Here is a 22,856-nt window from a genome sequence, read left to right on the forward strand (position 1 = left end):
TGTTGGATGGTCTTGCTTATGCTTTTCGAGTATGGACAGTCTTAGATCCGATGAATACCATTCCGCATCCATAGCCGTATGCCGTGCAGCTCAAGAGCCCCTGCTCTGGAGCATCCGCGTTTCCAAACGAGAGGCTCTCGTTGGCTCATGAATCACCTCCACCGATATCCGATCGAGTACTTTTTCACCTTTGGTTTTGGTTTTGGTTTTGGTTTTGGTTTTGGTTTTGGTTTTGGTTTTGGTTTTGGTTTTGGTTTTGACTTTAGCTTTAGCTTCACCTTTGGTTTTGGTTTTGGTTTTGGCTTTGGCTTTGGCTTTAGCTTTAGCTTTGGTTTTGGTTTTGGTTTTGGTTTTGGCTTTGGCTTTGGTTCTGGGTTTGGTTCTGGTTTTGGTTCTGGTTCTGGTTCTAGTTCTGGTTCTGGTTTTGGCTTCTTAAAGAAAGTCCGAATCGTTGAATCCAATAAACGTTCAAAGGGTATCTTTTCTAAGAGGCCAGGCAAGGCTTGATCTAACGATTTAAGCGACGACGTCTCTTTGGGCATGCGATCCTGCTCAGCATTTTCAGTGTTACGCATGCTCTCGAGTTCTTGCTGGACGAACTGACTCCACTCCAGGTCAGCTTCCGTAGCTGCCCCCGATATCTCCACCGATTTATTTTCTTCGCTAGTTGTATTGTCGTCCTCAACTGAAGGAAGATAATCATGATCTATGCTTACTTCGTTCAAATAGGAGTTCGGAAGCTCCAAGGAATCTGTTTGCCTGTGATCAGACTCAAGTTTACTTTGACGATCATCCATAGTTACTCCTCCCAGTATAATATCAACAACAACGCTCCGGTCCTGGACAATCCCACGAGCAGTACAACCTCTCTATCAGCCTTTTCCTATGTATGTTTATGTGCCGCTTTGCATCTGCGGAATAGACTGAAGCGGAATTCATCTGAACAATGCGCGAGTACCCATAAAATCGCATATATCTATATATATACTGAACTCAAAATGGTTGATTTTCACAGACTGGAACTTCACTTTCCGGACGGAGATTGATTTTTCGTGGTTCTTGACCGAAAGCATCGATGTAGGTAAGCGTAATAAGACAGAGGGAGTGAGAATGAGATTGAATACGAAAAACATGGGATTTGCAGACAAAACGCTATTTATTCTTGGACTAACATTATGCGGTGTAATTGCTTTTGTTCTTGTGGTGGGCGTAATTGTTGCATTGATTAAATTATATATGGACGACAAAATGCATTCTGTACGAATTGAGTCCGCCCCCATACTGGATGATGAGCCGGAAGCGGAGTTGATCACTGCCCCGTTTGAGCAAAGACTGGCTGAGACGATTCAACTTCATGAAGAAGCCGTGGCCGGGAATGCAGACGCCCTTTGGGAAGCGAAATCGTGTGATCGAATGATTGCGTCTGGATTATCCGGACCATCCGATAGCGGACGCGTATCGTGGAAGCGTATTGGTGCTGCTGGCAGGAACGTTGAGCGGCCCAATGAAACGGCGAAAGTGGACGAGGCGCGGACTTAAGCTTCTCCATGAAGCTGCCGCTTCTTCTCCCCAAGATCGTAGAATCCGCATGCTTCGTGACATGCATCCCGATAGACTAAACGCTTAGCGTTCATAAGGGGGTGGAGCAAATGCCAGATGGTAGACAGGATTTAAAGAGGTTTTTTGGTGAAATCAAGCAACAATTCTTCCGTTTCGCTGGCAGCTATTCAAAGGCTGTTAGTAGCGGAGCCAATGTGACTAGCAGTAAAATAATGGAAAATTTAAAAGAAACGGAACAAATATCCGATATTTCAATAGGGATATTGATATCGGCCGTTAACAGCGGTGTAGAATACGCCGGTGAACAAATGATAAAGTCTGGAATAGATTTAGTAGAACATATGAAAGAATACGCGAAAAAACAATAATGTGCCCGAAGAAAAGCTCCTTTCGGAGAATATTCAACAAAGGGGTATGGTAAACAAGGCTGACACTCGGAGACAACGTTCCCTTTTGAGTCAGCCTTTTCCACTACTTTTTCTTCCAGTTCGTACTCTTCTGCTTTCCCTTTCCGCGCTTGTTTGTCAAGCCGATACTATTCTTTTGCTTTTGCTTTTTCTTTTGCTTTTGCTTTTTCCGCTTTGAGAGCTTGTTCCTCGAGGAGATACAGTTCTTTTGCTTTTGTTTTTTCCGCTTTCTTTAATTGCTTTCTTGCTTGCCTCTGCTCTTTCGTTTCTTTGTCACCCATGATTTATCCCTCCAATAGACTCGTTCAAACGATGTCTGATGATATTCGGATTAAAATATTCAAGCATCTGAATTCCCGGCGCAGGTCCAAAATAAATCGAGTATTTTTTATAAGGAACTTTTTCGCGCAGCTCCGGAAAACGAAGCCGGATCGGCTTTTGAAACAGATCCACCGCTTCTTCCCCATTTTTCGCCCCGGAGTCAAGCACTTTTCTGAACGTTTGCAAACCCAATGTGTTGATTGATTTTCCAATCCCCTCCTTTCGGTGTGCTATCTTCTCAAACAAAGAAGGCGGCACATGCTTCGAGTAAACCAGCGCAAGGTTGTGAGATATCAGAAAGCGGCTCTTTTCGCTGATCAAGAGAGAATCTCTTACATACAACGGAGCACCGGAGGACTCGCTAAAAAGATCGGCATGATCTTCATCTATTTGTTCTTGCCGAATGACATGAACTTCTATTTTTTCGTTCAACAGAGTTTCCAGTATATCTGTTGTCCGTCCGTCCGTTACCAGTAAAATTTTAAATATCAACCCATGCAATAAATCAAACGTGCTTCCCGCATCATGCGAATCCATGTCAAATGAGTTTATATCTGTCATACACTCTCCTCCGTTAGCGAATGTCTGCTCGTGATGATTCGTCATTTTAGAGAAAAGCCCGAATCGCGGAGTCCTTTCCAGAACGTATTAAATTCGTCAATATTAATCTGCTGCTTCGCATCGGAAAGTGCAGCCTGCGGATTCGGATGCACTTCGATCATAACCCCATCGGCGCCCGCAGCAAGTGCTGCCTTCGTGCAGGACAGTAGAATATCCTTTCGGCCGGTGGCATGGCTGACATCCACGAGCACCGGAAGATGAGTCTCCTGTTTCAAAAGCGGAACTGCCGAAATATCGAGCGTGTTTCTCGTCCATTTTTCAAAAGTGCGTATTCCCCGCTCGATCAACATGACCCGGTCATTCCCGTTATACAAGATATATTCTGCCGCATGAATGAACTCCTCCAGTGTGGCGGAAAGGCCTCGCTTCAGAAGAACAGGATGGCCGGTTTGGCCGACGGCTTTCAGCAGATCGAAGTTCTGCATGTTGCGGGCGCCGATCTGAAAGATATCGACATAACGGGCTGCCGTATCGATTTGTGAAGGGCTCATGATTTCGCTGATGGTCACCATGCCGACTTCGTCGGCCACTTCCTTCATGATTTTCAAACCTTCCACACCGAGCCCTTGAAAGTCGTATGGAGAGGTTCTCGGCTTGAACGCGCCCCCGCGCAAGACGGTAACACCAGCATTCTTCAACGCGGCCGCAACCGTCAGGAGCTGGTCTCTTGATTCGATTGAGCAGGGACCCGCGATCATGACGTGCGAAGCGCCTCCAATTTCAACATGCTTGACCCGAATAATCGTATCCTTGCTCTTGTGTTGGCGACTCACGAGGAGCTTTCGTTCATGTTTGGTATTTTTTTTCATTTTTGAACGAAAAATCTCCGAAAATAAGTACATGACCGTGTCGTTATCGATGGGTCCCGGGTTATTACTGGTAAGCTCATTCACCATTTGCTGGAAACCAATCGGATCCGCTTCCGATATCCCTTGTTGTTCCTTTATCCGTAAAATTTCATCAGCCGTACGCTCCTGTTCATTCAGCAGATGAAGCAATTGACGGTTTATCCCATTCAGTTGAGATTGTAATTGTTGCAATTTTTCACTCATTTGGGTACTCCCTCCTTTTCGGCCAATGACGGGACTTTTTCCTGGCCGATTTACTCCTATATCCCCTTTTGCGCATCAGCCAATAACTCTCGCGCTCGTACATGGTTACTAACTGAATTTTTGAATATATACCGGCTTTATCGACGGGACGTTTTTCACAAGCTCGGCACGGTCAAGCAACCTGGAATCCGCGACGATCTCTATGGTGACAGGCACACGCAGCTTCCCGGATAAATGATAACGTACAGCCTCCTCCGACCACTTCCCGTAATCATGCGAATCAAGAAGAAAGTGCAGCCCGTTCTCTTGCTCAATTGCCTTCCAGGCATCCGGAGTAGGAGACAATGAATATATGGCTTCTTGGAGGTCTACCGCATCCAGGACGGTATCACCAATACGGACTCGATCCTTTCTCCTGCCGTAATGCTCCAGCTTGCCCCCCGTTCGGCCGCAAGCACACTCGGAATGTTCTACAGATATGATGTCATCATTAAAGTATCGCAGCAGAGGAGATCCTTGATGGGAAAGCGTTGTAATCGCCGCAAACCCTCTCTCTCCATGAGCAGTGGGGCCCGCTCCGTCTTCCTGCAGCACTTCGACGTAAAAATCCTGTTCAACAATATGCATCTCGCCGTATTCGCACATCGTAGCGATATTAGCGGTTTCTGTCGAACCATACATATTAAATACAGGCACACTCCACAGCTTCTCTATATGCTCCTTGCGCTTGTCGCTCATTAATTCTCCGGCAACACATATGGCCCGTAATGCCGGAAAATTGTTGCTCGGAGTCGAACCGATCAGACGCGCTGTTTCGGCAAGGAGCTCAAACTCTCGCGGGAGCCCGACGGCTACCGTGACACTTAGACGCTCCATGAGCTGCAATACTCTTGGGTATGGCGTAACTACGGTGCGTCCGCTTGCGGGAACAACCCCTGCTCCCGTCTGCCATGCCGCTTGCTGCATCAAGAACGCGGGCAGTGACATCGCGTATGGAAAGCGGATCAGCACAAGATCATCGGCTGTCAACCGAACCCCGCACTCCTTCAGTTGTCTCCCCCCGGTCCTCAAGTCCTCTTGGGTGAACCAGGAGGAGGACGGCTCTCCGGTAGTGCCGGTTGATTCGTGGTATTGCGCAACCTCTTTCATTTCGACGGCAAGGTGAGCAAAAGCGCCGGCATTCCTAAGATCTTCTTTTGTCGTGAGCGGCAGTGTTTGGATGTGCTCCAATCCAACGCCATTCAGGTTATTTTTCGATAATTTTTCCTTGTACAAAGGAGATTTTAGAATGCGTGCCAACAAATCCTTGAACTTTCGCTCCTGATCGTTGTCAGGCATAATGCAGCACCTCCTCTCCTGTTTAATTGGTTTTGACTAATTCAACACTCGGGTCGCTTTGCCGAAAGTACGGGGGATGTCGTGTCTGATTTCGACCTGGCAGTCAATCCCGATCCGATCAGCGAAATGCTTTCGGATTTTCTCCGCCAATTGCTCGTCGCTTAATTTCGTCCGAAATGGCTCGGCTTCGATCTTCAGAACTCCGTTATTCAGCTTGAAACAATACCACATGCCCACATCTTGAATTTCCATAAGGAAGTGTTCCAACAAGAACGGCGAATAATCCTCACCATTCAATTGCAGCATATTTTCCTTTCTGCCTCTCAGCTGCAGAACGTCCATTGTGATCCCGCAAACGCATCTAGCCTTTTGCAAATAACCGATATCCCCGCTTCGGTAACGCACCATCGGCATTCCTTCGCGCAGCAGCGTCGTTACGATGATCTCTCCGGTTTTGCCGTACGGAAGCGGCTTCTCCGAAACAGGATCAATAATTTCTACCTTTACATGTCCTTCCATGACGTGATACCCTTTGTGTTCGCTGCATTCAACACCAACACCCCCGCACTCTGTCGAGCCGTAGAAGAATGACACTTCGCAGCCCCACCATTTCTCCAGCCGGTCGCGGAAGGTAGAGGAGCACCCTTCACCAGTAAGCCAAATCTTCTTGAGTCGGATATCTTCACCTATTTTGATACCATACTTCTCGCTTTCTTCCACCAAAAGCGCTGCATAGGAAGGAGTGGTAGCGAGTACTGTGGCTTGGTATTCCTTCATCAGCTCCAATGACTTATCGACGGGAGCCATGTATCCGCCTTTGCCGAGCGATAGCACCGTCGTTCCGAACGCAAACTGGAACAAACGTTGAAAACCGAGACCGGGCAGTGCAAACTCATACGGCAGCGCAATCGCCGCAACATCCTCGTCCGACTCCTTGAATATTTCCAAATATTTGGGCAGCAAATCATATACATACTGATCAGCTAACGTGTAGGCGGTATAAATCGGCTTCCCCGAAGTTCCGCTTGTAAGGTGAACCTGACCGATCTCTTTCGGATCGACGCATAAGATCTTCATCTTATCACCGCGTATGACGTCTTTCTTGAGTAGCGGTACTGAAGCTAATTGCTCCAGGCTTACGATTTTCGGTTCCGTGAAGCCCGCTTCTTCCAGCTTCGAACGGTAATATTCATTGCTGTTCCAGACATGAGCAAGCGTAGCGTTAATGGCTTTCAACTGATAGTCTTCAATACTTTGCCGAGGCAACTTTTCAATGGTTCTTCCTTCATCGTCCCATTGCTTAAAAATATCCTTGAATTGTTCCAGATGGGATGAATGCTCATCAATGGAAACCGTCATCTTATGGGATTGTAATTTCATAAAATCCCTCCTAATATGTTAGAAAGTCCAGGACCTGGGCGTCTGACTCGCTATTCGATTCTATCGTGATCTCCGGTCGCACCGGAGGTTCGTATGGAGCGGAAATGCCGGTAAATGCAAGATTTCACCTACTCTCGCTTTTTTATATAGTCCTTTCGGATCCCGCCTTTCGCATTCACTAAGCGGGCATTTTTTACATAAACCTCTGTAAACTCTCCTTCATGAAAAATAGATCACGCTTTGTCACGACCCGCGACGGATACCCCGTTATTTTTCTTTCAGAAAAGTTTCTGCCCTACTCCGTAACTACTGTTATGGGATGCACGAATGTATATACTTGACTCGGCCAAACGTACATTTTAAATAAAATGAGTATTTCATCCAATCGCTATATAGGGATCGCACATATCATAACAAGTAATCCGGCGCAACTGGTGTACCAGACTCTCGTCATTCCGCCGGATTTATCATTGGGAGGGCGATAGGAATGGCAGATCAAAGCGTCCATATGAAACAATTCGAGGAAGCCAAAACACTCCATAATAATGGGGTCGATGGAGACAAAAAAGCGGTGAAAAAAGCAAACGAGATGCTCTTAAAGCTTCGTGAGGCCGATCCCGATAATGCGCTAATTGAAGCCTATTACGGTAGTACTCTCGTTCTATTAGGCCGGGATGCCGTTAAAATTCTGGAAAGAGCAGATAAGGCGGAAGAGGGATTAGACGCATTGAATCGGGCCGTTTCTTTAGACTCAAACCATAAAGAAATTCGGTTGTTACGGGGGAACATTTGTGTGAGGCTGCCGGAGTCCTTTTTCCATTGCTCGGAAACGGCGATCGAGGACTTCACCTTCCTGCTTGACCGCTATAAAGAGAATTTCAGCTACCTTACTCAAAAGCAAGTACGCGAAGTACTGCAAAACCTAAGTGCAGCTTATCAAATTGCAGGAAATCCTGACAAAGCAGATGCTGTCTTGCAGCATCTCGTTCGATTGGAACGGAAGAAAAATTCATAAGAAAAGAGAGGGAGAGACCATTGACATTCGATGAGAGATTCCACAAGATTATCTCGCTGTATAAGGAGGGCGCGAAAGGCAACGTAACCGCCGTACAGGAAGCGAATCAACTGTTAGAACTGCTGCGACTCGATTATCCGGACCAGCCTCTTGCGGAAGCTTACCATGGCAGCATCATGCTTTTAATCGCTCGGGATAAAACGAATCCGCTCGAAAGGTTCAAATGGGCGAAAAACGGCTTAAAGCTTCTCGACAGTGCGGTAGCAGCCGCTCCCCACGACAGCAGGATCCGATATCTTCGCGGCAGGTCCGTATACAGGTTGCCAGAGAAGTATTTCCAACGGACGCGGACGGTGATTGAAGATTATACCTTCCTGATCGATCAGCGGTTACTTCAAGAGGGCCCACTCAAGGCCTTTAACAACTCGAGACTAACCTATGAGCTCGGTGAGGCGTATCGCAGAATCGGTCGGAACGAGGATGCGGCCAGATGCTGGACAATGCTGGAGCAGGAAACGCAGGATCCGGAATTCAGGAAGCTCCTCAGGCTAAAGCTGCAATCCTTGGAAGGCAAACCTGCTATTGAACACATCGAAACCAACGACAGCATCAAATCGGTCTTGATAGGGAGAACCGCTCGCGCCGTCGGCAACGTACTCCTTAATTTGGTGGAAAAAAAGTAGGAAACAGAAGCTCTCCCCTCTCCCTAAGCGTCACAAATATACGACACTAGAGCAAAAGCATCCTTTTACCCGAGTAATCGCAGGATCGAAAAGGAGGTGAGGCACATGTCAGAACTCATGAAAGGGATCTTCAGGGGAGTAAGGAAAGAGATCGTAAATTTGGCCAATGCTGCTTTGAAAAGCGGCTCTACCCACATCGGCAAAGAGCTTGCGAATATGAAGCGCGACGATGATCAACCGTTAGGTTTCACTTTCGGAACGGTCACCAATTCCTTGAAAGACGGTGTTATAGCGACTGGCAAAGACTTAATGAACAAGGGCTTGGAGCGCGCGAAGGATATCTCCCCAAAGGATTAGCAATCGAATGTGTCCTAGGAAGCCACGAGGACACAACTATCTAAGGAATAGGAATAAAACAGGAGTTCTACACTGAAAGGCTCTAGTCGTCAATCGGCTGAGGGCCTTTCCTTTTTATCCTCACTCTATTCCCTTCCGTAGAATATATTGATCTTAGATATCGTTCATTCGCGGTCAGAGATTACGAAACTGGATGGTGGGAAATTTTGAAAAAATCATTCGTCAACGGCATAAACATTTGTTATGAATCGATTGGGGAAGGATTTCCCTTGATCGGACTCACAGGAAAAGACAGCAACATGGACTGGTGGCATCCGGCAATCAAGGCAGCGTTAAGCGAAAAAAACCGCTTCATCATACTCGATCAACGAGGTACAGGCCGGAGCGACGCTCCGACGGAAGCGTACGGCATCTCGGATATGGCAAAGGATGTCGTCGGGCTGATGGACGCGCTTGAAATCGACAAGGCACATATTTTAGGCCAATCAATGGGTGGAATGATTGCACAGGAGATTGCAATTGAATTCCCCAGTCGCGTGGCGAAATTAGTTTTATGTTCCACGACCTGCGGGGTCAAACGGGTACCACCTTCTTTGCGGATGCTAAAATGGCTGATGCGAAAAAATGCTGTTTTTTCCCCGCAAGACACAGTAAATATGCTTTACTCCAAAGCCTATATTCAAGAGAATCCGGCCATGATCGCTTCACTCGTGAAACGGATGCAGATCGCTCCTTCGAATCCTAGAAGCATGGAGATTCATAAATATGCCAGCAAGAGTTTCGATTCGTACCATCGACTCGGACGAATTTTGGCACCAACGCTTATTATTCACGGCGAGGATGATTGGGTCTTCAGTCCGAAGCATGCCAAGATTCTGAACCGATGTATTCCGGGTTCCAAGCTGATTCTTTTTCCCCATGCGGGACACGGTGTTTTTTCACAGGAGCATCACAAGGTGTTGGAGGAAATCCATTGTTTCATCGATTGATTGCAATTAACGAAACAAAAAGACGACTCTTATTCATTTTGAATGAGTAGTCGTCTTTTTCATTTCACCGAGCCGATCGCCGTTTCAGCGTACCATTCAGCTCCTTAGTTTACAGCTTGTAAAGCGATATCCAGCACTTCTTCTATTGAGCGGGCGGAGCGGTTCCGTTTGATCAGCGCTGCGCCGATCTCCAGCGCGATCCGCTGTGCCCGTTCGCGGGCAGCAACATCCTCAATGTGGTCGATGTCCGCGACGTGGATAAAACCATGGACGCGGCACACCATTACCGCCCCGGCAAAGCCGATTGTGTCCTGCAGCAGTCTTGCCACATACAAATCCTGATATCCTCGGGTCTTCGCCATCCGGTCTGCGGCATGCCCGTTCCAAAGCTCGCGGAACTGAAGCTCGAATTGTGTCCATAAGTCGCGCAAGGTATCCAGCAGGTAGCGGCGGTAATCGATGCGCTCCTGCGCATCCGGGCCCAAGCCCTCTTGGCCAGAATAGTTCAGCAGCAGATTGGCGATAACCGTCCCGATATCAAAGCCCATCGGACCGTAGAAAGCAAATTCGGGATCAATGACCTTCGCCGAATCCGGCTTGATGAAGATATTATCTGTATGGAAATCGCCATGCAACAAGGCCTCCGCTTTTGTCAGAAATTTCTCCCGCAGCAGCGCGACCTCGAGATGCAGCTCCGTATCCGCCCAAATGCGCTCAACAGCATCTCTGATATGAGGCTCGAAGATATTCATCCGAGACTTCTTATAAGGAGCGTCAAAGATGAGATCCTCGGTGATATTGCAAAGCTCCGGATTGATGAACGCTTTCACCCGCAGTTTCTTCTCCTGTAGGTCCATGGCCAGGTCCGAGGTGAAGAACAACATCCGCGCCAAGAAAGATCCGATATGCCCGGCGAACAACGGATAACGGCCCCGCTTTATTAGTCCGCGGCGCAAGGTGATGTGATCGCTCAAATCCTCCATGACCACCAACGCCAAATCCGGCTCGTACGCGTATACCTTTGGCGTCAGATCAGGACAAAGCTCCCCTTGAATGCGCAAAGCTTCGATTTCAATGCGTACTCTGTCCAACGCCAAGGGAACCGACTCGCCGACCACCTTGACGTAAGGCAACGCCTGCTTCAGAATTAATCCCTGCCCTGATGCCGGGTCCGATATTTGAAACACAAGGTTAAGATTACCGTCGCCGATCTCCCGTGACTTCAGCTGCGCGCCAACCGGGAATACGCCCTCGATGCCACGTGCATACTCGACCACTTCCCCTTGGTTTAAGGTGTGATAATCTCCCAATTCCGCATCCCTCCGAATATTGATTCTTATCTAGCCAAGTACATATCGGCGAGCACGGGCTGGAGCTGTTCCGTGACGGCAAGGGCGTATTGACGCACTGCAATGCCGACGGTTTGGCGACAGCCCGCTAAGAAAAACAGCGTAAACTCGTTAATATATTTATAATATATGCATAGTGATTCTTGATTTCCTAAACACTTGCGTAGAAAACATTTTCGATGGAGTCTTGTTTAAGCATTTCATCGTTCAACGTTGCCTTATCCTCTCAGTGATGATCGCTATCTGCCAGAACGTACAAAAGATCGCCAACCACCTAGCCAACCAAACTAGATGAGGCGATTTTTTGTATTTTCTGGGTTTTTCTTTGAAGGGGCCCGCGCGGACTGAACCCGGGGTTCGAACCCCTGACCTCTTCGCTGCCAGCGAAGCGCTCTCCCAGCTTAGTCAGTTTCACTGCCCGATACTGGACTGTTGAGGCTGACCTCTGTATTGCTTTTTCTCTATTCTTGTGCCCAGAATGATAAGGGCGACATAGATTACGATGGCAATAGAATCAATAAACGAATTCATAAGCCCAGAAATGTCAACCACTGCCGTTACACCAAGAATGACCATCAGCCGGACGATCAGGATCGCCGCGATCATCCATGCGGCAAACCGTATCTTCGATCGCTCACTTTGGAATGACATGAAAAAGAATGCGATGCCGAAGACCAGATTTTCCGCTGTGATAATGTGCCAAACATACGTGAAAACCGTCTGGGTATCCACGGAAATCGGACTAATATCGAGCGTCGGCAGCACAGCGGATTGCCCGTTCCATGCGTGAGTGAAGGCAAAAAGCACCGCAAGAACTCCTGCAATCAAATAATAATAATTCCTAACCTTGATGGTCATCACAACCTCCCTTGAAATTTTCTGGTTCGTTCCTTCGGATATCCTTGTAAATTTCGCGGACGATCTTTGCCAACCGTTGATCGCTTTCGACATTAAAGTTCCTTAACGTTTCGGCTGCTATGTTGAGCAGCTGGCTGACCTTTTCCAGATGGGCAATCTTCTTGCGCGTTTCTGCGTTTTTGGCATCTAGAAACGCAGAAACCTCTTCGTAGTGAACGGGGTCGATATTTTCCATCTTACGGATACTAAGCGTCCCTCTGATTTCGTCAAGAGAAAAGTCCGCATACTGCATGATCTGAATATTCATCAAGTCTATGAGATCGTCCTTCGAATACCTGCGGTACCGATTGTCTTTCCGGGACGGCGAGACGATCCCAATCCGGTCATAATACCGAAGCGTATCCTTCGATATCCCAAGTATCCGTGAAGCCTCTTGGATAGAGTAAAGTTTTTCCATGAATTCAGAATATCATTGGAGTTGACTCCAATGTCAAGTCGTTTTTATTTTTTTCTCGATGCGTATTGAAGCGAGGAATGAAAGATTGAATATGATTCATACAGATACGGGTTGTTTGGTTTTCAAGTAACTACGAATAAATAATATTGTTTTTATCCCCCCGATAAGAAGCAATATTATAGGATAAATAATCAAAAAATGACCTAATCCTGTTGAAAATCCTATAAGAACGGACCAAGACGCTGAGATAAGTCGAGGAATAAATATAAGTGCCCCAACAGGCAACAGTACATTAAAGATGAATAGAACTGGTATAAACCTGAGCATAAACTTAGACTTCAACGAGAATCTTTTTTCCCATTTCAAGAGGTTCATGACAGAAAAGATGAGTAAGGCAAGCAGGATCACTAAGACTATACCGACTGTTAAATAGAACGATGTAAAGCTAGGTAAATTCTGAACTGAAGCGTCTTCTCCCTTTAGAATTTTGTAAACGCCTTGGAAAACGTCGTCATAACTCACAAAAGGATCTGCAGCGTTAAACAACGTCACGATACCGTATTCTCCATCAAACATCATATCTGAACTGAAATTCTCTGTTCCTCCATTGTGCCAGACGATCCCATTGTCAACGGCAATCCATCCCATTCCATAAGAAACTCCCTTATCAAGGGATACAGCAGGCTGATGCATGAGATCTGTTAATTTATCCGAAAGTATAGAAACATTGCCAAACTGACCCTGATTCATTTGTGCTATCAAATAATTAGACATGTCTTTTGCTGATGAAATCAGGCCGCCTGATGCAATTCGCGCCTCGGGATTATGCTGCTTGGTGGGCATCATCGCCCCAAACATGGATTGATACCCCTGTGTTAAATCGTTTGCTTCTCCCTCCTTTAAAGACGTGAAACTATGCTTCATATCTAAAGGCTTGAAGATATGCTCCTCGATATAGTCTCCGAAGCTTTTACCAGAAACAACTTCTACAATCCTTCCCAATACATCGTAGTTAAGATTGGAATACTGGAATAGGGTACCGATTGGCTCAGCCAAGGCAATGTCACCCATTTCCTCAATGTGCTGTTTCAATGATATATCATCTTTTTCCAAAGCTCTGCGGCCATCATATGTGGAAAAACCGCTATTTTGCACAAGCAAGTTACGAACTGAGATTCGGGCGGAATCTTTTTCACTGCTAATCTTGAACTGGGGCAAATACTTTCGTACCGGTGCATCCAAATCGATCTTCCCTTCATCAACCAACTGCATGATCGCAAGCGCGGTAAAAGATTTGGAAGTAGAGCCGATCAGAAACGGGGTATCCGGAGTAACAAGGCGATCATTCGGGCCTGCATTTCCGTACCCTTGCAAATAAATAATCTCCTTATTTTTGATAATTCCTATGGCAGCACCGGGAATATGAAGTCGTTTCATGGCCTCCTTCATATATCCATCAATCTTTTCATGATCCAGACCCGAGGCCGCATGAGCAGGCTGTCCGCTAAGTTGAAGAATCAGTATAATCGTTGCAACCAGGCAGAATATCGCTCTAAAATAATATCTACAATTTGATCTTATTCTCATCTGACGATTCTCCTCATTCCAAAATAGTATTACCTTTAATCTGCTAAGTAGAAAGATAAGGGGATTATTCTATACTTTTTAATGATTCAACTTAAATTACCATATTATTCAAATTGATTATACGAAGGCAAGAGAAGGGAAACACCCATCTATAGTCTCCACTTCAGCTAGACCAAAGTCGGGTTCAAACACAAAAAAAACACGCCAGTATTTGGCGTGTTTACCTGACTTCATGAATAGTCAGGGTTTTTTCGTTATGTCAGAGGCTACAGCCTATAGCGGATACTTGTCCATATAATCCAGCAACTCGTCCACGGTTGTGAAAGCGACTCCTGTTACGGTGTCCGCGCAACCGTAGTAAATAGCAATTCGGCCTGTCTCTGCATCTGTCAAGGCTGCGCATGGGAAGGTTACATTCGGTACATCTCCTACGCACTCATACAATGTCTCAGGTCCTAAGATATAGTTGCGCGAGCGGGCCAATACCTTCCAAGGCTCATTGATATCCAGCAGCGCTACACCCATCCGATACACAAAGCCATTACATGTGTTAATTACACCATGATAGATCAACAGCCAGCCGCGATCCGTTTCAATCGGCACAGGTCCCGGACCAATCTTCTTCGATTGCCATGCTGAAGCATCGGAATTAATCGTTCCCATCACATAGCGATGCTTACCCCAATACGTCAGATCTGGACTCTCGCTAAAGAAAATATCTCCGAAAGGTGTATGACCCGTATCGCTTGGACGGCTCACCATCGCGTATTTACCATTGATTTTACGCGGGAACAGCACACCATTCCGGTTATACGGCAAGAACGTATTTTCCAACTGGTGGAAGGTTTTGAAATCATACGTATAGGCGAGTCCGATAGTTGGACCATGATATCCATTACACCAAGTGATATAGTATTTGTCTTCAATCTTGCAAACGCGCGGATCGTAACGATACTCACGCTTCGTAATATATTCGTCACCTTCAAATTGAATGGCATGATCTTGAATCTCCCAATCAATCCCGTTCTTACTAAAGCCTACGAAGATATCCATACTGACGGATCTGGAATCGCAACGGAAAACACCTGCGTACCCATCTTCGAAAGGAACAACTGCTGAATTAAAAATACTGTTTGAGTTCAACTGTCCGTCTCGCTGAATAATCGGATTCTGAGTATACCGCCATACTGGCGCCTTACAACCATTCGGCTTATCCTGCCACGGCATATTTGCTAACGCTTCACCAATAATTTTACTCATCCTATAATCCCCTTCCTTATCGCTTCAATATTAATACAATACCATACCACCATCTGCAAAGATTGTAACTCCGGTCACATAGCTGGCCTCTTCCGATAATAACCATGCCACCGGTGCAGCAACTTGTTCAGATGTCCCCACTTGTCTAGACGGAATTTTATTGATAATCTCTTGCGTAATCGCCGGATCGCTGAATAACTTTCCATTCATTGGCGTATCAATTGCACCAGGCGCAACCGTGTTAATTCGAATCCCTTTGTCCGCATATTCACGTGCTAAGGTTTCTGTCATCAGCTTCAGTCCACCCTTAGAGGAAGCATAATGAACATAGTGGGGTTTCGGAATTTGTTGATGAACACTCGAGACATTCACAATGCTGCCTTTGATATTGTGCTTCAGCAAGTAGTTGATTGTTGCTTGACATCCTAGAAAGGTTCCGCGCAAATTAATATCTATCACACGATCCCACTCCTCAACCGGCAAGCTCTCGGATGGATATTCGGATTGAACACCTGCATTATTCACGATGCCGTGCAAGGTTCCAAAGTGGGCAATAGCCGTATCAACCAGCTTCTTCGCGGTGTCTACCTTCCCGATATCGCCTTGACAAGCAATCGCTTGCCCACCCGCTGCTTCAATAAGTGCAACAGCATCATCTGCTAACCCTTGACTACGATCACTTACAAAATTCACTACCACTTTACATTTCTCTTTCCCTAGTCGAAGTGCTATCCCTCTCCCAATGCCTTGTGCTGCCCCGGTTACAATAAACACTTTCCCCTGTAAATCATCGAACACGAGATCACCTCCTGACCAACTTCGTGCATCTTCAATTCTTGAATCTCGTCCATGATAATTTCAACTCAAATGTCCTTGTCTGCTGTGCCTTCATTACAATCGCCTCGCCGCGTTGAATGGATTCATGTAAGCCCCCCTCATGCGAAGCAGAGCACGGCTCAACCCCCATAACATAGCATTCGCCATAGAATGGATAGTCTTGAAGTCCATTGAACTCTTGCCATAACCAGAGATTCGGCATGATTTCAGTATCCCATTCCACAGTAACACGTAAATCCAGCTCTTCATTATGGATGGCATACCATCCAGCTGATAAATCCTTTAATATTGCAAAATCCGTTGCCTTTCCTGCAGGCACGATGCTTAAATCGCTGGACGCATCCGCAATCGGCCATGAGTACGTCCCTTTCTTCAGCCGGGATCGTACCGGATCACGCTCAGCCGAATCGATTGTCCCCGCAGGTACTTCAAGGGTTACGCCCGGTCCGATCAGCGGTGCACCAAAAGCGATGTGCTGTCCCCATTCGACCCATAAATCTTGTTGACCATGATTTGTTATTCGTTCTTGTATTCCTATCGATTGATCTGCTTCATCGATCACGACGACGCGTTCAAGGGCATATGGCGTTTTATACAGTCGTGTTGAGAACCTAATTTCTACTAACGATTCAGATACATGTTCAACCTGATATTGCCATGGCACTTGACAAGCCTCGCCGTGAAAATTGTGCATCACACCATAACAGAAGCTGTCATCACCCGCATTGGGAAACAGGATTTGCCATCCCCCAGGGTAATTTTGCAGCCAACGCTCTTTCGATGTATGACAATAGTCTGCTCGATGGCCCAGCTTTCCAATGCCCCAAGGGCTTTCCCACAGGATGTTATTGTCATGAATATAAATTTTATAAATATCTCCACCTTTTTCAGGAAGTAACTCCACTTTCAATCCATTTCCAATGACTTGCACAACTTCCATCTGACCTGGATTTGTAATTGTTTTAACATCCATAGCTCATTTCTTCCTATAGAATGCCGAATTTCTCGAACGCTTCGGATACCTTCATCCCTTTCAAGATCTCATCCCGAACCATATTTTCGCCATTTACCTTTTCGAATGCTTTGGCAATGACCTCTTCCTCGACTTCTTTCGGTACAACCACAACACCATCGATGTCCCCAAAAATTAAATCGCCAGGTTGAATCAACACATCACCGATATTAATCGTTACATTATAATCTATTACTTCATTACGTGCATACGAATCCATTGGACGCGACCCCTTTACAAAGACCGGGAATCCCATCTCTTTAATCTTCTTCACATCGCGGCATAATCCATCAATGACAGCACCTCTGCCGCCAGCAACCTTCGTAGCTGCCGACATTAACTCGCCGAAAAATGCCGAACGCTCGGAACCCCCTACATCACCGACGAATATTTCGCCAGGCTGAATGCTGTCCAATACTTCGATTTGCTTCTTATACGCTTGTACGGGCTCTCGGGACACATCTGCAACTTGGACCGTTTTGGCGTAACCGCACACAACCATGTCAGGGTCCAATGGACGGATATGTGCTGGAAGCGATTGGTTTCGCAGTCCAATACTATCTAGAATGTCAGAAATAACTGCCGCATATAACTTTTCTTGTAATTGATCCAAATATTGATTTTTCATGCTCTTCATCCCTTTTCGATATGATTTTATCAATTCTCTTTTTCAATTTGTTGTATTGTTGCACGCATGTAACCTAACGCATACGCCATCCCTGCATGCCAAGGTGCATCACAAGTCATCAATGGGGTATGATCCGGTATAAGTACACCGCTGAATTGATGTTTCTTCAATAATCGCAGCGCTTTAACCATATCGATGTCGCCTTCGTCTACGAAGACCTCGGTATAATTCGGAACCTTTCCCTTCACGTTACGGAAATGAACATAAGATATTTTATCCTGTGCAGCATACTGCTCAATGGCTTCATACACATCGCCAGAAATCATTTCTTGAATCGAACCCATACAAAACTCTATTGCGTTACTGCTGCTAGGCACGAGATCAATCATTTTCTGATATTTGTCAGGTTCATTGACTAATCGTGCATGCTGGCGAATTTCCGGCATCGGTGGATCATCCGGATGCAGTGCTAACTTCACACCGGCTTCCTCTGCAACCGGTAAGACACGCTCTAGAAAATAGGCTAGACGCTCCCAAATTTCTTCATGCGATGTAGGAGGCAGATACCCTTGATCCAGCAGACTCGCATCATAGGTCATATTCCACACCTGACCCAGCGGAAGCGGCTTATTAATATCCTCCATCTTCGGATTGAACGTCGATGTCAACGCCCCACCACGTGCAGAAGGCTTCTGAAAATGTCCCCAGACACCCGCAATACTAAAGTTATATCCAATGACTGGGATACCTGCCTTGCCCACATTCCGAATGATTTGCTTGAGATCCTCAATTTGTTGATCTCGTTTGGGTCCGGCAAGCAGAACATCATACCAATCCGATGGATTAAAGTTCTCAATGGCTGCGAATTCAAGTCCCTCACGATTCAATTCTTCTCTCAACTTGACAAGATTCTCGTATTCCCAGATCGGATCATTGACTCGGGCGACGCCATAATTATGCTCCCCATCCGTAGAAGGCAGCCCCTGATCATCCACTTCCCCGTAATAATTCACCAAATGCACCACAACAGCCTCACAACCAGCCTGCTTCGCGAATTGGTAGTATTCTTTCTTTAACATGTGACGATATAAGCCAATCCCCAGTTTCATAGCAACAGCTCCTTTTTACTTTTAATATATATTTCATGATTGAATACTGAAATCTGAAATATCAGATGATCCAATAAAAAACATACTTACTAGACCTGGGATAACCCCTGCGCATAAGTATGTCGTGGCCACCGGCTTGCTATATGGCGCCACCATTCTCTTCAATTAAATACATCATATACCGCTTACTCTTCTCCAAATGTGCCACTAATAAATCCGAAGCTTGCTGGAGACGATCATGCTTCATTTCTTCGATAAGCTGATCATGCTCTTCCATACCTTCTTTGGAGCGATCAAAGTTCTGAAAATGAAAGATGCGTGAAACATACAGGAAGCTATTCAAGAGTTCATATTGATTCATGATTAACGGATTGTGACTCATCGTCACAATGGCCTTATGGAACAGAACATCGGCCTCAAGAAATTGTTGATAATCGAAGTGTTGGCTCTCCAAATTCTCCTTGGCGCGCTGAACATGTTCTGTTAATTGAACGACAAGCTGCTCACAATCTTCCTTCGTTACGTGTTCGATACACCATTTCTCAATCATAATCCTCGCATCCATCACATCGGCAATGCGCTTACTCGTCAATTGAGCCACATAGGTACCTGATCGTGACACCACTTCAACAAGCCCATCATTCGCCAATCGATGAATGGCCAGCTTAACAGGCGTCTTGCTAACCCCCATCTTGTCACTTAAGTCACCCAGATCAAGACGTGCACCGCCTTTATACTCACGCGTTAATATTTGGTTTTTCAGAATATGATAGACCTGTTCATTCAAGTCCTGTCGTTCAATTTTTAAATTCATATGACCGCTCCGTTTGCGTTTGCGAAATTGAAATCTGAAATATCAGTTTCGACACGATTATATGACGAATGCATTCGAATTTCAACACCCAATTCATCACTACGCATTCTGCTTTCTCCATGCCATCGGCGTCAGACCGATCATTTTTTTGAATACCGTAGCAAAATGCTGACTCGTCTTAAAGCCAAGCTCCATAGCGACATCCGTTATGGACATCTTCGATTCCTTCAACAGCTGACATGCATAGTCCATGCGAACTCGCTCCATATACGCCGTAGGCGATTGCCCATTCGTCTCTCGAAACACACGATAGAAATGCGACTCACTTAACCCCATCTCCCCCGCAAGCTGTCCAATCGCGTATCGAGCAGATGGATTCTGCAGAAGTCTTTCCTTCAGCTGCTGCGTGTAGGTATGCATGTTTTGAGATTGCACAACAAGCTGCGGATGATGCAGTATATGCAGCAAAATTTCCATGATGTAATGACGAAGCTGAAATTCCAGTAGCTCCGTGTTCTGCTGCTGAAGAAGCTGCTTCAATCGTTTGAAATAGACGACAACATCTTTGCTGACCAATTGAATGCGAGGACAGCTCTGTATCCATTTGATGAAGGTCTGATGCTCCTTCTCTTGGAGACCGAACCATTCCTTCTCGCGAGCTGGATCGCGAATAATGATCCACCAAATGGTGGATGGCCCAATATAATCAAAGCTGGCACGGTGCCGCTCGCCCGGACTTGTATGAATGACATGCTGCGCATTCGTATGATGGTTTTCGCTCCCGACCTCCCAATCGACAGCCCCTTGATCGACATAGACGAATTCATATGCATCTTCATGCACATGATCCGTTAAGGGCGTCGCCTTGCTGAAATGGTCATACCCTAAGAGCACTAAATCCTTCACGCGAGCCGCAGGGCCATGCTCTCCCTCTAAGATATATACCCACCGTTCATTTTTAGTATGATCTTTCACAATGAATACACGACCTCTCCTAGCATTATGTTTCAGATCCTATTAGATACAAATAGAAAAGTCAAATGAGATAAATTGCTATACACTGAGAGCGTATTACTAGGAAGGAGCGATAAGCTTGAAACAAAACGCAACACACATCCACGTTGTATTCAAAACACACTTGGATATTGGCTACACAGATCTCGCGAAAAATGTTACGGACCGATATATGAAGCTGTTCTTCCCGAGTGCGATTCAAACAGCGAAATATTTTGACGAGCACCCAGAGAAAGGTTCCTTTATCTGGACAACGGGCTCCTGGCTGATCCATCATCTATTAAAGCATGGTACGGATGAGGTAAGACAACAAGTCGAAGAAGCGATTGCAAAAGATTATTTAAGATGGCATGGTCTTCCTTTCACCACGTATACCGAGTTATATGATCGCGAATTGCTTGATTATGGCATTCAAATGGCGACGCGACTTGATGAGCGATTTGGCAAGCGTACGATCGCAGCCAAAATGACAGATGTTCCTGGTCATACACGTTCGTTAATCACGCATATGGCGAAGGCTGGACTGAAGTATTTGCATTTAGGCGTAAATCCTTCTAGCCATGTTCCTCACGTCCCTGAAATGTTCTTATGGCGGAATACGGACGGCTCTGAAATTGTTGTCCACTACAGTAAAGATTACGGAACAACCTTTGAAATTGAAGGATTGAACGATGTTCTCTACTTCGCACATACCCATGATAACCATGGGCCTTCCACGGTCCAACAGATTGAAGAAGAGTTCGTCCGGCTGCGTGAAGCTTATCCGCATGCAGAGATAAAGGCTTCCACATTAGACCAGTATGCAGAAAAGGTATGGGCCATCCGTGATGCCTTGCCTGTGGTGGAAGAAGAAATCGGCGATAGCTGGATTCATGGTTCTTCCACGGACCCCTATAAATTAGCATGCTACCGTGAATTGCTACGCTTGAAGAGTAAATGGCTGCAAGAAGGGTCTCTTACAGACAGTGACGAAGAATATCACAATTTCTGCGACGAGTTAATTATGATCCCTGAACATACCTGGGGAGTAGATATCAAACGATATCTTGCGGATTATATCCACTATGATAAGGATGATTTCCAAGAAGCACGCAAGCGCGACAAGGTCGATATCAGCTTAAATCCGCTGGAATATCGGTTCTACGAAATGAATTCACGTGCTGAAGTGATTGAAATGTTCGGTGACGAAGCTGAAGATAAGCTGAACGCACGTTCCTATTCTCTCATGGAGCAATCTTGGCTGGAGCAGCGTGAATATCTCGATCAAGCGATCCAAGCACTTCACCCAGAACGGCAAGCAGAAGCAAGAGCTGCGTTGCTCGCATTGAAACCGTCTCGCTGCGCTCTAACGGATGCTACCGCCTTATCAAGTGACCAGCCTTATGTATTAGGAGACTTTGAGGTTGTGTTCGAGGATACCGGTGCGATTGTCGGATTGAAAGATACTCGTGGTCGCGCGTGGGCTGGCCCTAGCAATCTAATCGGTTTATTCTCATACGAAACTTACTCGCAAGCCGATTATGACCGTTGGTATCGTGAATATCACGTCAGATGGAGACATACGCATGTGTGGGCAACCGGAGATTTTGGGAAGCCAGGAATGGACTTAACCAAAGCGTGGATTGCACATGAAGTTATGACACCGAAGCTCCAGTCCTTGCAGGCTGTCTATGGTGATGATAAGGATGTTGTGCTTGCAAGCCTGCGTATGCCAAGGGCGGCATCCGAGTGCATGGGTGCTCCACGGGAAATAACGCTTGAATATATCTTTAAGAAAAATACGTATACAGTGGAATGCAAGCTGCAGTGGTTTGACAAAGATGCCTACCGCCTTCCTGAAGCCGCTTGGATGAGTTTTAATCCGATCGTGAACAATCCGAATCAATGGAAGCTAGACAAAATCGGACAACTCATCTCTCCTTTGGACGTCGTTCAAGGCGGAAATCGCAATATGCATGCGGTACAGCAAGGGATGTATTATGCAGCCGCAGATGGAAAAGTGCATATAGATACCTTGGATGCAGCTCTTGTATGTCCTGGGGAACCACGCTTGGTCCAATTTGATCATACTTTTGCTCCGCTCACTGGAGGGATGCATGTGAATTTGCATAACAATGTGTGGGGAACAAACTTCCAAGCGTGGTACGAAGAAGATGCTTTATTCCGCTTCAAGCTGCATTTTCAATCCCATCTGTAATCTTTCGCAGT

Annotated in this window: 24 protein-coding genes and 1 pseudogene; 7 read left to right on the forward strand and 18 right to left on the reverse strand. The window is 46.1% G+C overall.

The window, feature by feature from the left end:
* Positions 1 to 152: 152 nt before the first annotated feature.
* A complete protein-coding gene (locus tag ACFQZR_RS22470; RefSeq protein WP_379350070.1) occupies positions 153 to 797 on the reverse strand; it encodes a hypothetical protein in 645 nt (214 codons plus the stop codon).
* Positions 798 to 1,116: 319 nt separating this feature from the next.
* Here ACFQZR_RS22470 and ACFQZR_RS22475 point away from each other — a divergent pair, with 319 nt between their 5' ends.
* Complete coding sequence (locus ACFQZR_RS22475) at positions 1,117 to 1,539, forward strand: hypothetical protein (protein WP_379350072.1); 423 nt, start codon at positions 1,117 to 1,119, stop codon at positions 1,537 to 1,539.
* 110 nt (positions 1,540 to 1,649) lie between these two features.
* Entirely contained in the window at positions 1,650 to 1,928 is a 279-nt protein-coding gene (locus ACFQZR_RS22480; RefSeq protein WP_379350074.1) for a hypothetical protein, read from the forward strand.
* A gap of 167 nt (positions 1,929 to 2,095) precedes the next feature.
* On the opposite strand, the gene ACFQZR_RS22485 is transcribed toward ACFQZR_RS22480, so the two are convergent.
* The 6 genes and pseudogenes from ACFQZR_RS22485 to ACFQZR_RS22510 all read right to left on the reverse strand — a co-directional run.
* Positions 2,096 to 2,248 (reverse strand): hypothetical protein, encoded by a 153-nt coding sequence (locus ACFQZR_RS22485; protein WP_379350076.1) that lies wholly within the window; start codon positions 2,246 to 2,248, stop codon positions 2,096 to 2,098.
* Positions 2,241 to 2,849 carry a chorismate pyruvate-lyase family protein gene (locus ACFQZR_RS22490; protein ID WP_379350078.1) on the reverse strand — a complete coding sequence of 203 codons (609 nt, stop codon included), beginning with the start codon at positions 2,847 to 2,849 and terminating at the stop codon, positions 2,241 to 2,243. The genes ACFQZR_RS22485 and ACFQZR_RS22490 overlap by 8 nt, the downstream gene beginning before the upstream one ends.
* A gap of 41 nt (positions 2,850 to 2,890) precedes the next feature.
* A complete protein-coding gene (locus tag ACFQZR_RS22495; RefSeq protein WP_379350080.1) occupies positions 2,891 to 3,961 on the reverse strand; it encodes a bifunctional 3-deoxy-7-phosphoheptulonate synthase/chorismate mutase in 1,071 nt (356 codons plus the stop codon).
* Between the two features lie 108 nt (positions 3,962 to 4,069).
* Complete coding sequence (locus ACFQZR_RS22500) at positions 4,070 to 5,299, reverse strand: phenylacetate--CoA ligase family protein (RefSeq protein WP_379350082.1); 1,230 nt, start codon at positions 5,297 to 5,299, stop codon at positions 4,070 to 4,072.
* A gap of 36 nt (positions 5,300 to 5,335) precedes the next feature.
* Positions 5,336 to 6,679: a phenylacetate--CoA ligase family protein gene (locus ACFQZR_RS22505; protein ID WP_379350084.1), complete on the reverse strand. Its 1,344-nt coding sequence runs from the start codon at positions 6,677 to 6,679 to the stop codon at positions 5,336 to 5,338.
* A gap of 10 nt (positions 6,680 to 6,689) precedes the next feature.
* Positions 6,690 to 6,909, reverse strand: a pseudogene (locus tag ACFQZR_RS22510) (adenylyl-sulfate kinase); the annotation flags it as partial.
* Between the two features lie 257 nt (positions 6,910 to 7,166).
* Here ACFQZR_RS22510 and ACFQZR_RS22515 point away from each other — a divergent pair.
* From ACFQZR_RS22515 to ACFQZR_RS22530, 4 genes are all read left to right on the forward strand, one after another.
* A complete protein-coding gene (locus tag ACFQZR_RS22515) occupies positions 7,167 to 7,694 on the forward strand; it encodes a tetratricopeptide repeat protein (protein WP_379350086.1) in 528 nt (175 codons plus the stop codon).
* A 20-nt stretch (positions 7,695 to 7,714) separates the two neighbouring features.
* Positions 7,715 to 8,377 carry a hypothetical protein gene (locus ACFQZR_RS22520; protein WP_379350088.1) on the forward strand — a complete coding sequence of 221 codons (663 nt, stop codon included), beginning with the start codon at positions 7,715 to 7,717 and terminating at the stop codon, positions 8,375 to 8,377.
* Positions 8,378 to 8,482: 105 nt separating this feature from the next.
* A complete protein-coding gene (locus ACFQZR_RS22525; protein ID WP_379350090.1) occupies positions 8,483 to 8,734 on the forward strand; it encodes a hypothetical protein in 252 nt (83 codons plus the stop codon).
* A gap of 206 nt (positions 8,735 to 8,940) precedes the next feature.
* Entirely contained in the window at positions 8,941 to 9,723 is a 783-nt protein-coding gene (locus tag ACFQZR_RS22530) for an alpha/beta fold hydrolase (RefSeq protein WP_379350092.1), read from the forward strand.
* 104 nt (positions 9,724 to 9,827) lie between these two features.
* Here ACFQZR_RS22530 and mtnK read toward each other — a convergent pair whose 3' ends face one another.
* The 11 genes from mtnK to ACFQZR_RS22585 form a co-directional block, all read right to left on the reverse strand.
* Positions 9,828 to 11,033, reverse strand: coding sequence for an S-methyl-5-thioribose kinase (mtnK, locus tag ACFQZR_RS22535; protein WP_379350094.1), 1,206 nt, complete (start codon positions 11,031 to 11,033; stop codon positions 9,828 to 9,830).
* Positions 11,034 to 11,483: 450 nt separating this feature from the next.
* The gene (locus ACFQZR_RS22540; protein ID WP_379350096.1) at positions 11,484 to 11,930 is read right to left on the reverse strand and encodes a hypothetical protein; all 447 of its coding nucleotides are present in this window, start codon (positions 11,928 to 11,930) and stop codon (positions 11,484 to 11,486) included.
* The gene (locus ACFQZR_RS22545; protein ID WP_379350098.1) at positions 11,914 to 12,387 is read right to left on the reverse strand and encodes a MerR family transcriptional regulator; all 474 of its coding nucleotides are present in this window, start codon (positions 12,385 to 12,387) and stop codon (positions 11,914 to 11,916) included. Before ACFQZR_RS22545 ends, ACFQZR_RS22540 begins: the two co-directional genes overlap by 17 nt.
* Before the next feature lie 96 nt (positions 12,388 to 12,483).
* Entirely contained in the window at positions 12,484 to 13,974 is a 1,491-nt protein-coding gene (locus tag ACFQZR_RS22550; protein WP_379350100.1) for a serine hydrolase domain-containing protein, read from the reverse strand.
* A 273-nt stretch (positions 13,975 to 14,247) separates the two neighbouring features.
* Positions 14,248 to 15,234: a glycoside hydrolase family 130 protein gene (locus tag ACFQZR_RS22555; protein WP_379350102.1), complete on the reverse strand. Its 987-nt coding sequence runs from the start codon at positions 15,232 to 15,234 to the stop codon at positions 14,248 to 14,250.
* Between the two features lie 30 nt (positions 15,235 to 15,264).
* Positions 15,265 to 16,032, reverse strand: a complete 768-nt coding sequence (locus ACFQZR_RS22560) for an SDR family oxidoreductase (RefSeq protein WP_379350104.1) — start codon at positions 16,030 to 16,032, stop codon at positions 15,265 to 15,267.
* Between the two features lie 31 nt (positions 16,033 to 16,063).
* On the reverse strand, positions 16,064 to 17,044 hold the full coding sequence (locus ACFQZR_RS22565; RefSeq protein WP_379350106.1) for a DUF4432 family protein: 981 nt from the start codon (positions 17,042 to 17,044) through the stop codon (positions 16,064 to 16,066).
* A gap of 13 nt (positions 17,045 to 17,057) precedes the next feature.
* The gene (locus tag ACFQZR_RS22570) at positions 17,058 to 17,720 is read right to left on the reverse strand and encodes an RraA family protein (protein ID WP_379350108.1); all 663 of its coding nucleotides are present in this window, start codon (positions 17,718 to 17,720) and stop codon (positions 17,058 to 17,060) included.
* Between the two features lie 20 nt (positions 17,721 to 17,740).
* A complete protein-coding gene (locus ACFQZR_RS22575) occupies positions 17,741 to 18,820 on the reverse strand; it encodes a mannonate dehydratase (RefSeq protein ID WP_379350110.1) in 1,080 nt (359 codons plus the stop codon).
* A 139-nt stretch (positions 18,821 to 18,959) separates the two neighbouring features.
* Positions 18,960 to 19,634: a GntR family transcriptional regulator gene (locus ACFQZR_RS22580; RefSeq protein WP_379350112.1), complete on the reverse strand. Its 675-nt coding sequence runs from the start codon at positions 19,632 to 19,634 to the stop codon at positions 18,960 to 18,962.
* Positions 19,635 to 19,733: 99 nt separating this feature from the next.
* Complete coding sequence (locus ACFQZR_RS22585; protein ID WP_379350114.1) at positions 19,734 to 20,609, reverse strand: helix-turn-helix domain-containing protein; 876 nt, start codon at positions 20,607 to 20,609, stop codon at positions 19,734 to 19,736.
* A gap of 118 nt (positions 20,610 to 20,727) precedes the next feature.
* On the opposite strand from ACFQZR_RS22585, the gene ACFQZR_RS22590 reads away from it, so the two are divergent.
* Positions 20,728 to 22,845, forward strand: coding sequence for a DUF5054 domain-containing protein (locus ACFQZR_RS22590; RefSeq protein WP_379350116.1), 2,118 nt, complete (start codon positions 20,728 to 20,730; stop codon positions 22,843 to 22,845).
* Positions 22,846 to 22,856: the final 11 nt, after the last annotated feature.

Origin of the sequence: Paenibacillus sp. GCM10027629 (assembly GCF_042676425.1) — a bacterium.
Lineage (GTDB): Bacteria > Bacillota > Bacilli > Paenibacillales > Paenibacillaceae > Paenibacillus_K > Paenibacillus_K terrigena.